Origin of the sequence: Pseudomonas sp. TH07 (assembly GCF_016651285.1) — a bacterium.
GTDB lineage: Bacteria > Pseudomonadota > Gammaproteobacteria > Pseudomonadales > Pseudomonadaceae > Aquipseudomonas.
Genome location: NZ_JAEKED010000001.1, coordinates 604,854 through 617,610 on the forward strand (window position 1 = coordinate 604,854; position 12,757 = coordinate 617,610).

10 protein-coding genes are annotated in these 12,757 nt (G+C 60.7%); 6 read left to right on the forward strand and 4 right to left on the reverse strand.

Annotated elements, in window-relative coordinates; genetic code table 11:
- Positions 1-93 precede the first annotated feature (93 nt).
- The gene (locus JFU57_RS02965) at positions 94-1,875 is read left to right on the forward strand and encodes a hypothetical protein (protein ID WP_201128067.1); all 1,782 of its coding nucleotides are present in this window, start codon (positions 94-96) and stop codon (positions 1,873-1,875) included.
- 92 nt (positions 1,876-1,967) lie between these two features.
- On the opposite strand, the gene JFU57_RS02970 is transcribed toward JFU57_RS02965, so the two are convergent.
- Positions 1,968-2,456 (reverse strand): TIGR00645 family protein, encoded by a 489-nt coding sequence (locus JFU57_RS02970; RefSeq protein WP_020296439.1) that lies wholly within the window; start codon positions 2,454-2,456, stop codon positions 1,968-1,970.
- A 162-nt stretch (positions 2,457-2,618) separates the two neighbouring features.
- Between JFU57_RS02970 and JFU57_RS02975 the strand changes: the two genes are divergently transcribed.
- A complete protein-coding gene (locus JFU57_RS02975) occupies positions 2,619-4,451 on the forward strand; it encodes a hypothetical protein (RefSeq protein WP_201128069.1) in 1,833 nt (610 codons plus the stop codon).
- Positions 4,452-4,454: 3 nt separating this feature from the next.
- Here JFU57_RS02975 and JFU57_RS02980 read toward each other — a convergent pair whose 3' ends face one another.
- Complete coding sequence (locus tag JFU57_RS02980) at positions 4,455-4,796, reverse strand: PA4575 family protein (protein WP_020296437.1); 342 nt, start codon at positions 4,794-4,796, stop codon at positions 4,455-4,457.
- Positions 4,797-5,008: 212 nt separating this feature from the next.
- On the reverse strand, positions 5,009-7,447 hold the full coding sequence (locus tag JFU57_RS02985) for a Lon protease family protein (protein WP_078471753.1): 2,439 nt from the start codon (positions 7,445-7,447) through the stop codon (positions 5,009-5,011).
- 276 nt (positions 7,448-7,723) lie between these two features.
- On the opposite strand from JFU57_RS02985, the gene JFU57_RS02990 reads away from it, so the two are divergent.
- The 4 genes from JFU57_RS02990 (at position 7,724) to JFU57_RS03005 (ending at position 11,328) form a co-directional block, all read left to right on the forward strand.
- Complete coding sequence (locus JFU57_RS02990) at positions 7,724-8,212, forward strand: DUF3015 domain-containing protein (RefSeq protein ID WP_078471752.1); 489 nt, start codon at positions 7,724-7,726, stop codon at positions 8,210-8,212.
- 94 nt (positions 8,213-8,306) lie between these two features.
- Positions 8,307-10,160 carry an Lnb N-terminal periplasmic domain-containing protein gene (locus JFU57_RS02995; RefSeq protein WP_020296434.1) on the forward strand — a complete coding sequence of 618 codons (1,854 nt, stop codon included), beginning with the start codon at positions 8,307-8,309 and terminating at the stop codon, positions 10,158-10,160.
- A gap of 245 nt (positions 10,161-10,405) precedes the next feature.
- Positions 10,406-10,762 (forward strand): hypothetical protein, encoded by a 357-nt coding sequence (locus JFU57_RS03000; RefSeq protein WP_201128071.1) that lies wholly within the window; start codon positions 10,406-10,408, stop codon positions 10,760-10,762.
- Between the two features lie 71 nt (positions 10,763-10,833).
- Positions 10,834-11,328: a GreA/GreB family elongation factor gene (locus JFU57_RS03005; protein ID WP_078471749.1), complete on the forward strand. Its 495-nt coding sequence runs from the start codon at positions 10,834-10,836 to the stop codon at positions 11,326-11,328.
- Positions 11,329-11,334: 6 nt separating this feature from the next.
- On the opposite strand, the gene gdhA is transcribed toward JFU57_RS03005, so the two are convergent.
- Positions 11,335-12,672: an NADP-specific glutamate dehydrogenase gene (gene gdhA, locus JFU57_RS03010; protein WP_078471748.1), complete on the reverse strand. Its 1,338-nt coding sequence runs from the start codon at positions 12,670-12,672 to the stop codon at positions 11,335-11,337.
- Between the last annotated feature and the right edge of the window lie 85 nt (positions 12,673-12,757).

Genomic DNA, 12,757 nt, shown 5'->3' on the forward strand with positions numbered 1-12,757 from the left:
AGTGTCGCCGCCGCTTTCCAGCCCTTTCTACGCCAATGGATCTCTGCAAATGGATGTTGACCTGACACGCGCCCTGAAAAAGTGCGCCCGCCCATGAAACTCATGACCTGCGTCGCCACCGGCATCGGCCTCCTCGCAGCAGGCGTCCTGGCGCTGTACCTGAGCGTCGAGCTCAGCCCCGAAAAACGCCTGGAACAAACCTTCGATCAACGCATCGCCCAGGCCAGGGAGTTGCCCAACTCGACACTCGAAAACCTGGCCATCACTCAGTTGCAGGCCTGGTACGACGAGCGGCGCGGTTTGCTGAGGATGAACTCAGCCTGGAAGGTCGAACACAGCCTCGACGCCAATGACCTCATCGAGCAATACCCGGTTCCCGCCGATGCGGCCGGGCACTGGCTGGCCAGCCTGTTCTTCAAGAGTTATGACGCTATCGTCTTCCGCAGAATCGACATGGATCTCAGTTCGCCGTTCAACAAAGACCCACTCGAACCGTTGTTCCCGACCGAGTTCGACTGGCAGTCGGCCAGTTTGAAGGACGGATCGGTGATCGCCCTGCAAGCCGACAAGGAGCCCGCAGGCGGCCCTCAGTCCCGGCGCCTGGAACAGCACAAGCCCGGACACTATCAACTCATCTACCCGGATAAAGAGCGGACCGAGAACACCCCCGAAGTCGTGGCCTTGAACGGTACTGCGCAAACGGTGGTTCCCGGCCAGGTCAAGGTGTTCAGCTTCACCCGTGGTGACGTCGGCAGTACCCAGAGCCAGGGCAATCTGAGTGTGAAGCTGCTCAAGGCCGAGCCAAACTTTGCCGAGTTCGAGCTGGTCAACAGTGCCCCGCTGAGTGCCGAGTTCGCAGACATGCAGCTGGACCCGCTGCTGATCCAGGCTCAAGACCGGGACGGCAACTACTTGAAAGCCTCCCACGCGACCACCAAGCCCCAGGCACAGTTGGACTTCGAGGACGAGCAACTGCTGGCACTGTTGCAACAGAAAAAATACGACCCGGCCTTTATCAACCAACAACAGCAGCAATTGGACGCCTGGCGCCAGGCCCGGGGCAGTCACTACAAGAAGGTGTCCTTCTACGGAGAACTGGAAAACCTCAAGGTCACCGCCCTGGACTTCTCCACCGTACGGGTGCAACGCCAGGCATTGAAAACCCCGGTCTATTCGTTCAAGGAATGGATCACTGGCAACGCCTTGCTGCCCATGCTGGGTCACGCTGTGGTGCATGACGACAGCATCGCCGAGCAGACCCGTCGCTATGCCATAAGCCAGGAACAGATGCGCCAGAGCGTTCGTGTCAGCTCAGAAGCGGTCAGCGCCCAATACGCCCGAATCCTCTTTCACTCCGACGCGCCCTTCGCCTGGTCGGCGGCTGGGTACGACTTCCATCGCTCATTGGAGTTCTATACCCAGGGCGCACTCAACACCCGTGGCGAACTGCTGGATATGGGCTTGCGCACCTTCGATTTCGACCCTTTCCGCGGCAGCATTACTTACAGCCCCTCTGAGCTGCCTCGGCAACCAGCCTATGCCACCGGCACCATGACCCTGCTTCACCCCAAGGTTGAAAAAAGCCTATTCGAAGCCAGCGCCCTGCCCCAGGGTCTGAGCGTGCGGGACAACGCCCTGATCATCCAGAGCACGCCGTTCCCGCAGGTTGCCTGGCGCTTCTTCGCCAAGGACAGCAGTGGCCGCTACCTGAAGAAATTCCACCAGGTCCAGCATCAAGGCAAGCAGAGCGAGGAGCTGTTCCAGGTGCAGTACTACTACGGGCAACCCACCACCGTCGAAGCCTATCAACTGGTAGACGTCACGCCCTTTGAGTATGACTTCGAGGTCAAGCTGCACGCTCCGGAAGTCCCCTGATCCCCACTGCCTGAAACTCGCCAGCCCCATAAACAAAACCGCCCGGACGTTTGCAACATCCGGGCGGTTCGGTTACTGCGGCGCTTGAGCGATCAGTGCTTGGTCAGCTTGTCCAGGTAACCCATGGCGAACGCCGAGATCACGAAGGTCATGTGGATGATCACGTACCACTTCAGATGCTCGGGATCGACGTTCTTGGCGTCCATGAAGATGCGCAGCAGGTGAATCGAGGAAATCGCCACGATCGACGCCGCCACTTTCATCTTCAGCGACGACGAGTCCATGGTGCCCAGCCAGTTGAGCTTTTCCTTGCTCTCATCGATGTCCAGTTGGGAAACGAAGTTCTCGTAACCGGAAATCATCACCATCACCAGCAGGCCGCCCACCAGTGCCATGTCGATCAACGACAGCAGCACCAGGATCAGGTCCGACTCGGCCATGGAGAACACGTTAGGGATAACGTGGAAGACTTCCTGGAAGAACTTCAATGCCAGCGCCAACAAGCCCAGCGACAGCCCGAAGTAGATCGGCGCCAGCAGCCAGCGTGAGGCATACATTGCATTTTCGATAAAACGTTCCATTGGATCTCACACGAAGTTTGAAAACGGCGGCGAGTATATCAGCCGTCCCCGAGCCCATAAACCACCGACAAATCCGCAACCTGCGGGTCTGTCGCGGTGTTTTTTCTGCTAGTGTCGAAACCATTCACGCCGCTCACTGACATCGGACAGGAAGACTGGAAAATGGATTTGCGATTGCCTCTGGCGAGTATCGGAATGTGCATGGCGCTGTTGCTCGGCAGCGGCTGCTCACCCAGTGAAGAGAAGCGCCAGGTCAGCCTCGAAGAGAAAACCGCGCAATTCGAGAAGTCCCTGGACGCTATCCAGGACCCGAAACTCAAAGGCGCCATTGCCGACCTGGGCGGCTCTCTGCTGCTGTTGGAGCGCGCCCAGCTACGACTGCAAAGCAAACCCATCGATACCGAGTACGCCGACGACGCCCTGGCGCTGCTCAAGCACTATCCCAGCCCGCAAGCCCTGGTCGACACCTACATCAATGGCCTGTTCGTGCTGCGCAAACCCACCAGTTCCGACTACCTGACCGACCTGCAACCGGTGTTCCCCTTCAGCTTCACCATGCCCGCCGAGTTCCCCTTTCCCCATGGCCTGGAATGGCAGTCCGTAACCTTGAGCAACAAAAAAGTCATCCCTTTCCAGCCTGAATGGTCGGAAACCGACCCCGGTATTCAGCTCAGCCCATCCAGTTCCAACCTGACCAACCCCGACGACCTGACGGTGACCTACCCGTTCATCGAGGGCCTGGAAGTCGCCAACAAAAATCAGCCTCAACCGGTCAGCCTGCAGGGCAAGGTCGAAGTCATAGCGCCGCGCCGGATACAGACTTTCGAGCTGAGCAAGGCCGACCTGGGCAAGACCCGCACCGAGGACAATATTCAGGTCACCCTGCTCAAACTGGACAAGAACTGGGCCGAGATCGACATGCGCAACAGCACCGCGCTGCCCGAGCAGATCAGCGATACCTCGCCGAATCCGTTGCTGGTCCAGGCCCGAGACACCAGCGGGCAGTTCCTGGCGCGCGCCGGCTCACTCAACGAAAGCGCCCAGCAAGTGGCCTTTTATGAGCAACAACTGGCGCAAATGAAGAAACAGAAAGCCTGGAGCGACGATTTCGAACGGCAGCTCGAAACCGAGCAAAAAGCGTTCGACGAACAGCAGACCAGCCATTACGCCAAGGTCTATTTCAACGGAGTGATCGACAAGCTGGAGGTCAGCGTTTTCGACTTTTCCCAGGCCAGCATTACCCGCAAGGATCTCGACCTGCCGGTTCAGCGCTTCGACCACATGAGCACCGACAAGAACATCCGGCCGCTGCCGATGCCGGTCGTGGTCTATGACGATCAGGCCGCGACCTACCTGAAAGCCGCGGACCTCGACGAAGACACCCTGAAGAAAAGTGTCAGCATCAGCCAGTCGGTGGAGGATGCCAGTGCCGCGCGCATCGAATTCGATCACCCGCGCACGTTCAATGACGAACTGCTGGGTTCGTCCTTCAATACCGGCGATACCCCAGTGACATTTTTCACCCAGGGCGCCCAGGGCAAGCGCGGCGAACCCATCGAACTGCCCACCGAAGCCCTCGAGATCGACCCGTTGCGCGGCACCATCACCTACGACCTCAACCTGTTCCCGGAGACCCCGGCCTACGCCGTCGGTTCTATACCGCTGTTCCTGGCCAGCATCGAGAAAAACACCCTCAAGACCCAGCAATTGCCCAAGGGCCTGGAGCTCAAAGGCAATGCGCTGATCGTCGACCAGGCGCAGTTTCCCGCCGACGCCTGGCGCTTTTACGCCAAAGACGACACGGGACAATACCTGAAGGAGATTTTTGCCGTCAGCCACGGTGCATCGGCCACCGGCCCGGCGCTGTTCGACGTGCACTATTTCTATGGCCAGCCCACAGAACTGGAGACCTACCAACGCACCGAGCTCAACCCCGTCGAGTATGGCTTTGAGGTCAAGCTCGACAAAGTCGAACCGCCTCGGGCCGATCAGTAGGGTTCAGTGCTCGGGGTGGAACTGGAAGTCGCCGGAGTTGCGCCCGCGATCACCGTTGATCTGGCGCAGTTGGGCTTGCAGGTGCAGGCACCAGATCTGCGGGTCATCGGCCAGTTGGTAACCGTGGGTGGTGAGGCTCTCGACAATCGAGTCGAGTATGGATTCAGCCACCACCGGACCGCAGAAAGGCCCCTGGGATTTGATGGCAGAAGGTTGTTCACCGGCCATTCCGGCGGCGAACAGCAAGGTCCACATTCCGGTATCGCCGGCCAGCGGACGAACGCTGCATTCGATACGGGTGACCAGGCCCAGGCATTGGCGGGTAAGGCAGAGGTTGCGCGACATGGCGGCGACCCTCGTTAGATCCGGTGTTCAGCCTTCGTCGGAAGACTGTTGCGATCCAGTGACGACTGTCGTTCTCCTTGCCCTGAGAATAGAGGAAAAGCCCGATAAGCAAAGTTGACCGGATAAACAGGCGCCGAATGGTCTGTTGGCGAAAGTTGACGCCAGCCGACTGACGCTGCGACGCGGGACAAAGCCCGCGCCGCAGGTCGGGGTCAGACCGGTTTGGCTTCAGCCAGCGCCTGTTGCGCCAGCTCTTTTTCGGCTTCCTTGAGGTCTTCTTCGCTGATCATTTCCGCGATCACCCGCAAGCGCTCCACCACCCGCGCGTTGACGCTGCCTTCCGGGAACTGCCCATCTGCATCCGGCTCGCCGGCAGGCTCGCCGACCAACAGGCTCAACGCCTCGTCGGCCTGGCGCACCGCATACACATGAAACTGCCCGGCACGCACCGCCTGCAGCACTTTCTCATCCAGCATCAGGGTCGCGACGTTGGCCTGAGGAATAATGGCGCCCTGCTCCCCGGTCAAGCCGCGCGCCTCGCAGAGACGGAAGAAGCCTTCGATCTTCTCGTTGACCCCGCCCACCGCCTGCACTTCGCCAAACTGGTTGATCGAGCCGGTAATGGCGAAGCATTGCTTGAGCGGCGTCTTGGACAGCGCCGAGATCAGCGTGCAAGCCTCGCCCAGGGACGCGCTGTCGCCATCGACGTAACCGTAGGACTGCTCCAGGGCAATACTGGCGGAGATCGCCAGGGGGAATTCCTGGGCATAACGACTGCCCAGGTAACCGGTGAGGATCATCACCCCCTTGGAGTGGATCGGCTGCCCGAGGTTGACCTCGCGCTCGATGTCGACGATACCGCTGCCGCCCGGATAGACCGTCGCCGAAATCCGCGCGGGGACCCCAAACGCCGAATCGCCCACTTCCAGCACCGTCAGCCCGTTGCACTTGCCGACAGCGGCACCGTCGGTATCGATCAGGATGATCCCGGCCAGCATGTCATCGAGAATCCGTGCCGACACTCGGCCGGTGCGAGTGGCCTTGGCCTTGAGGGCGCGTTCGATATGCCCGGCATCGGTCATTTCATCGGCGGCGAGGTGGCGAATGAAGTCGGCCTCGCTGACCAGCTGGAACAGATCGCCAATGCGCGCCGACAAACGCCCCTGGTGCTCGGCCAGGCGGGCGCTGTAGGTCGCCAGGCGCGCCACCGCGTCGGCAGTCAGCGGCGCCATGCCTTCTTCCGAAGTACGGGTCTTGAGCAACTGGGCGAACTGCTCAAGGCTCTCGTCGACCATCGGGATGTCTTCGTCGAAGTCCACCAGCACCCGGAACATCTCCTGGAAGTCCGGATCCAGGTCCTGCAGCGTGTAGTACAGCTGCCGCGCACCGATGATGATGACCTTGACCTGCAGCGGGATCACTTGTGGTGTCAGGGTCACCGTGGCCAGGCGCCCGAGCTCGCCCAATGGCGACTCCATCTTCAGCTTGCGCGATTGCAGGGCACGCTTGAGGGCATCCCAGACGAAGGGCTCACTGAGCATCTTCTCGGCTTCAAGAATCAGGAAACCACCATTGGCCCGGTGCAAGGCGCCCGGCCGCAGTTGACGGTAGGTGGTGTAAAGCGCGCCCTGGTCGGTGCTGTACTCGATCCGGCCAAACAGGTTGTCATAGGTCGGATGCGGCTCGAACACCACCGGTGCGCCACCGCTGGCCGGGTGACCGACCACCAGGCTCGGGCAGTACTGTTCTTCCAGGAGCTTGCGGGCCACGGCGTCGGTCTTGCTGTCGTCGACCAGTTGTTCGACCACGGTTTTCAGCAGGTAAACCTGCATGGCTTGCAGGTAGCCACAGACAGCGGCGTTTTCCGCGTACTTTTCCGACAGTGGCGCCAGCAAAGGTTGCAGGGCCAGGGTGATGGTTTCTTCGTTGAGCTGGCGCAACTGGTTGCTCGACTCGCGCTTCCATTGCGGCAGGCTCGCCAACTCTTCGTTGAGGCGTTCTTCCAGCGCTGAAATGTCCTCGTGGAAACGCTCGCGCTCAGCCTCGGGCAACTGGGCGAATTCCGCTTCGTCCAACGCCTTGCCCTCGCTCATCGGGGTAAAGGCGATGTTGCTGCTGTCGCGGTACAGCGCGACTTCCTTTTCCAGGGCCAGGCGTTCGATCACATCCAGAGCGCGGTCGTAGCGTTGGTTGAACGCACGGTCGATGGCGCTTTTCTTCTGTTGGTAGGACGGGTGTTCGAACACTGCCGGAAAGGTCGACAGCAGGTTGTCGATCAAACCGTTGATGTCGCCGATGAACGCACCGGCAGTGCCCGACGGCAATTCCAGGGCGCGGGGCTCGCGCGGCTCATCGAAATTATTGACGTAGACCCAGTCCGCCGGGGTCTGCAGGCGCTTGCCCTCAGCCTTCAGGTAGCGTTTGACGAAAGAAAACCGGCCAGTGCCGGGCTCACCCATGACAAACACGTTGTAACCGGGGCGTGGCATGGCCACACCAAATTGCAGCGCTTCAACAGCACGTTCCTGGCCAAGCACACCGCGAAAGGGCTCCAGATCATTGGTGGTCGAGAAGCTGAACTGTTCAGCGGAAAACGGACGGGTCAGCGCTTCGGGCGCTAGACGCAAGCTGGCAGCAACAGGATCAGGCATCGGGCTTCCTTACATCAGGCGGGGCAGATGGCGGCATTCTGGCGCCGGGTATACCCGGCTGGCAAGGCGCGCCTCAGGCGAAAGCATAGACAAACGTAAAAGCCTGGGTGAACGGGAAAAAAACCTTCATATGCATGAATGTTTTGTAAAAAGTAACGGAACCCTTGGAACCTGCCTAAACTCCAAACTGCGCGGCTGGACTAATAACCGGCCCACTGGCGCAGAAATGGGCCAGACCCCCTTGTCCATTGGTTTGCACACAAAGAGAACAAAGCTATGAAACGGATTCTTCTCGGTACTCTCTTCACCGCTGTTTCCATCAATGCCATGGCTCAGGCGCCAGGCGGTCCGGATTGCGGCTGGGGCAACATGCTGTTCGAAGGTCAGCGTGGGACCCCAGCACACTTCCTGGCATCCACCACCAACGGCACTTCCGGTAACGCCACGTTCGGTATGACGTCCGGTACCAACGGTTGCTCGACCAACGCCGCGCTGACCTATGGCGGTAAATCCTGGATTGCCATGAATGGCATGATGAACGAACTGTCCGAAGACATGGCAAAAGGCCAAGGCGAAGCCCTGACCACTTACGCTGTGGTACTGGGTGTCGCTCCGGAAGATCGCGCGCACTTCGCCGCAGTCACCCACGAGCACTTCCAGCAGATCTTCAGCAAAGCTGACGTGACGGCGGACGATGTGCACACCAATACCCTGGCCGTGCTGAAAAGCGACACGCGCCTGGCTAAATACGCTACCCCGGCTTAAGCTCGCAACGCCCGCTCCCCCTGGGGGCGGGCTTTTTATTTTTTCGACCTAACCCCCTTTGGGTCTTTGTTTTTTTCGACTTAAGTTGCCCACCATGCTCAAACGCCTTGCCTATCTGGCGCTGTGTGCCTGCGCCCCGCTGTATGCCGCGCCTCATATCGACAATCAACGTTTGCAGCAACTGGCCAATGATCCGTTCTGGATCTCCCTGGGGCACTACGAGAGTGGCAAGCTCGGCGGCTGGCGCAGCTATGTCAGCGACCAGAAGTTCTTTCTCGCCGCCGATGGCGCGCACCATCCCGATGCAGAACTCAAGGCCACCCTCGAGGCGATCTACGCCCCGGCGAGCGCCGGCGAGAAACACGCCCAATGCGTTTATCCGGCCCGCACCCGCTGGCTCAAGGCGCAGCTCAAGCTGGACGATCTGCCGGCGGTGGACTGCAGCGAGTTCAAGCAGTGGTTCAAGGATGTCGCGCCCCACAGCGCGGTGATGATCTTCCCGGCGGCCTACCTCAATAGCCCATCCTCGATGTTCGGCCACACCCTGCTGCGCATCGACCAGGCCGACGTGCAAAGCAACAACACGGCCCTGCTCAGCTACGCGATCAACTTCGGGGCCTATATCGAAGGCTCGGACAACAGCATCCTCTACGCCTGGAAAGGCCTGATGGGCGGCTATCCGGGCCTGTTCGCCCTGGTCCCCTACCAGGAGAAACTCTCGGAATACCGCAGCCTGGAAAACCGCGACCTATGGGAATACCGGCTGAACCTGACCCAGGTCGAGACCGAGCGCATGGTCGAGCATGTCTGGGAGCTGAAGCAGATCCAGTTCGATTACTTTTTCTTCGACGAAAACTGCTCCTATCGCCTGCTGGAATTGCTGCAGGTGGCGCGCCCCGGCCTGAAACTGACCGAGCAGTTCCCCCTGACCGCGATCCCTACCGATACGGTCAAGGCGGTGAAAGAAGCCGGGCTGGTGGAGAAGATCGACTATCGCCCGTCCCGCGAGCGTGAGTTGCTGAGCCGCGCGCAACCGCTGTCGGGTGCCGAGCAGGATTGGGTGCTCAAGGTCAGTGCCGATCAGAAGCAACTGCAGGACCCAGCCTTCAAGGCCCAACCACGGGACCGCCAGGCCCTGATCATCGACGCGGCCTACCGCCTGGAGCGCTACCGCGCCAACGGCCAGGAGCGCGACCCACAGCGTTCACAGCGCAGCTTCGAGCTGTTGCGGGCGATCAATCAGAACCCGGCGCCGGAGCTTGAGATCGAGCGGCCGGGGCTGCCGGAAGATGGCCACGAGTCGCGCACCTGGCAGGCCGGCATCGGCACCCGGGGCGACCAGGCGTTTGGCGAGTATGGCCTGCGCATGGCCTACCACGATCTGAATGACAACGCCGAAGGCTTCCCCCTGGGCGCACAGATCGAAATCCTGCAGATGAAGCTGCGCCAGTACGAAGGCAATCACTGGCAACTGCAGCAACTGGATCTTGCGACCATCCGGTCCCTGACCCCGCGCAACGAGTTGCTGCAACCCTGGTCGTGGCAGGTCACCGGCGGCCTGGAGCGAGTGCCCGGCAAGCATGACGATGAAACCCTGGTCAGCCACGTCAATGGCGGTGCCGGCGGCACCTGGCAACTGGGCGAAAACACCCTGGGCTTTGCCCTGGGCACCGTGCGCATCGAACACAACAACGACTTCGCTGGCTTTATCGCCCCCGCGGCCGGGTTCAACTCCGGGCTCCTGTGGAAAAACCCGCTGGGCAACTTCAGCGTCGAGGCCAAGGGCGACTACTTCACCAACGGCGAAGTGCGCCGCAGCTTGAGCCTCAACCAGCAATGGGAACTGTCACGCAACCTCGGCCTGCGCCTGAGTGCCCAGCGCGAATTCAGCCAGCTGGCCACACCGGTCAACGAAGTGATGCTGGAACTCAAGTGGTATCACTACTAAGAAGCTCCCAATCCGCCGGCACCAACACGGCGCCTGGAAGACCCAGCGCAGCCTGGCGGCAGCGGCTACAACTCCTCCTGTAACCGCTGCCGCCAAGCTGCGCTGGCATCAATCACGCCGATAACCTCCCTGACACTCCACAGCACCTACCCACGGCAACCCCAAACAAACCGCTCACCTGTTTTTCACAAGGCCGCGACGAAAGCGCTTCTAAACTTCACTCATCAAGCGTCCAGGAGTCGCAGATGAAGCGTTTTGGTTGGGCAGCCGTCTTGTTGTTGCTGATCAGTGGGTGCGAGTCGACCCACGAGCATTTGCTGGCCCAGGGTTACCCGCCGGCCTTCGCCGACGGTTTCGATGACGGGTGCATCAGCGGTCGCCAGGCCGCCGGGTCGATCAGTGGCGAGTTCCGCAAAAACGTCCCGCGCTATCTCAAGGACCCGCAATACGCCGAAGGCTGGAGCGATGGCTTCCGCCAATGCCAGGCCACGCTCGAAAACCAGGACCGCACCGATTACCGGGATCGCCATTGGGATGAGCGCGAGCGCGCCTGGCAGCAAGAGAAGGATCAAGGCGCGGCGCGGGCCTATCGTTCGCAATAGGTCGCTTTCGGACATTGCCCGAAACTAAAAGGCTGCGACCATGGCCCAACCTCCATCAAGGGAGAAATGCCATGAGCCGTGCCTTCGTCAATGAAGATCAGGCCGCCGCACAGGCCGACCAGCCGGTCGAACGCCTCGTCAGCGCCCAACCCAACTACGTCACCCCGACCGGCCTGGCCCAGTTGCAGGCCAAAGTCGCGCAGCTGCACAGCCAGCACAGCGAACAAGCGAGCCTGGGCGACCAGGCGGACCCACAGCGTCAAGCCGATATCGAACGTGACCTGCGGTATTTCCAGCAACGCCTGCAAAGCGCCCAGGTGGTGACCCAGGCCACTTCCACTACCAAGGTGCAGATCGGCAGCCGCGTGACCTTCGCCGATGAACAGGGCAGCGAGCAGCAGGTGCAACTGGTGGGGGAAGACCAGGCCGATGCCGCCCATGGCCTGGTCAACTGGGGCTCGCCCCTGGGTCGCGCGCTACTGGGCGCGCAACCGGGGGATGAGGTGCTGTGGCATCGGCCGGCAGGCGATCAGACGATCGAGATCATCCGCATCGAACCGGCCTGAAGCGCCTCAGACCACGCCCTGGGCCAACATGGCATCGGCAACCTTGACGAAGCCGGCGATGTTCGCGCCCTTGACGTAGTTGATCCGACCGTTCTCTTCGCCGTAATGCACGCAGGCATGGTGGATCGATTGCATGATGTTGTGCAGCTTGCTGTCCACTTCGCCAGCAGTCCACAGCAGGCGCATGGCGTTCTGCGACATCTCCAGCCCGCTCACCGCCACGCCGCCGGCGTTCGACGCCTTGCCCGGGGCGAACAGGATATTGGCGTCGATAAAGATATCCACAGCCTCCAGGGTGGTCGGCATGTTCGCGCCTTCGGCCACGCAGATGCAGCCCTGACGCAGCAGGGTGCGAGCAGCGTCGGCGTCCAGTTCGTTCTGGGTCGCGCAGGGCAATGCGATATCGCACGCCAGGGACCAAGGGCTCTGGCCAGCGCGGAACTCCAGGCCAAACTGCTCGGCCAACTCGCTGATGCGCCCGCGCTTGACGTTTTTCAGCTCCAGCACCGCCAGCCATTGCTCTTCGCTGAGGCCGGACTCGCAATACAGCGTGCCCTCGGAGTCGGAAAGGGAAATCACCTTGCCCCCCAGGTCCATGACTTTGCGCGCCGCGTACTGCGCCACGTTGCCCGAACCGGATATCGCCACGCGCTTGCCTTCGACCCGGTCGCCACGGCGCTTGAGCATCTCTTCGGCAAAGTACACGCAGCCGAAACCAGTGGCCTCGGGACGAATCAGGCTGCCGCCGTAGCTCATGCCCTTGCCGGTCAGGACCGAGGTGAACTGGTTGCTCAGGCGCTTGTACTGCCCGAACAGGAAACCGATTTCCCGGGCGCCGACGCCGATATCGCCCGCGGGCACGTCCACATCTGCACCGATATGACGATACAGCTCGCTCATGAACGCCTGGCAGAAGCGCATGACTTCAGCGTCGCTCTTGCCCTTGGGGTTGAAGTCCGAACCGCCTTTGCCGCCGCCCATGGGCAGCGAGGTCAGGGAGTTCTTGAAGGTCTGTTCGAAGGCGAGGAATTTAAGCACCCCCAGATTGACCGAAGGGTGGAAGCGCAAACCGCCCTTGTAGGGACCGATGGCGCTGTTCATCTGAATGCGGAAACCGCGGTTGACCCGGACCTTGCCCTGATCGTCGACCCACGACACACGGAACACCACCGCACGCTCCGGCTCGCAGATGCGCTCGAGAATACCCGAGGTCAGGTAATGGGGATTGGCTTCCAGAAAAGGCCACAGGCTGCGTAGTACCTCTTCCACCGCCTGGTGGAATTCAGGCTGGTCTGGATCGCGTTTTTTCAGGCGGGCAAGGAAGTCTTCGACGGATTCGATCATGGAAAAGTCTCGGCAAATTTATTGTCGTTAACGGAGATTTGCCCGGGACTTTAGCAATTCGATTCGCACCGCGACAGCGCAAAAT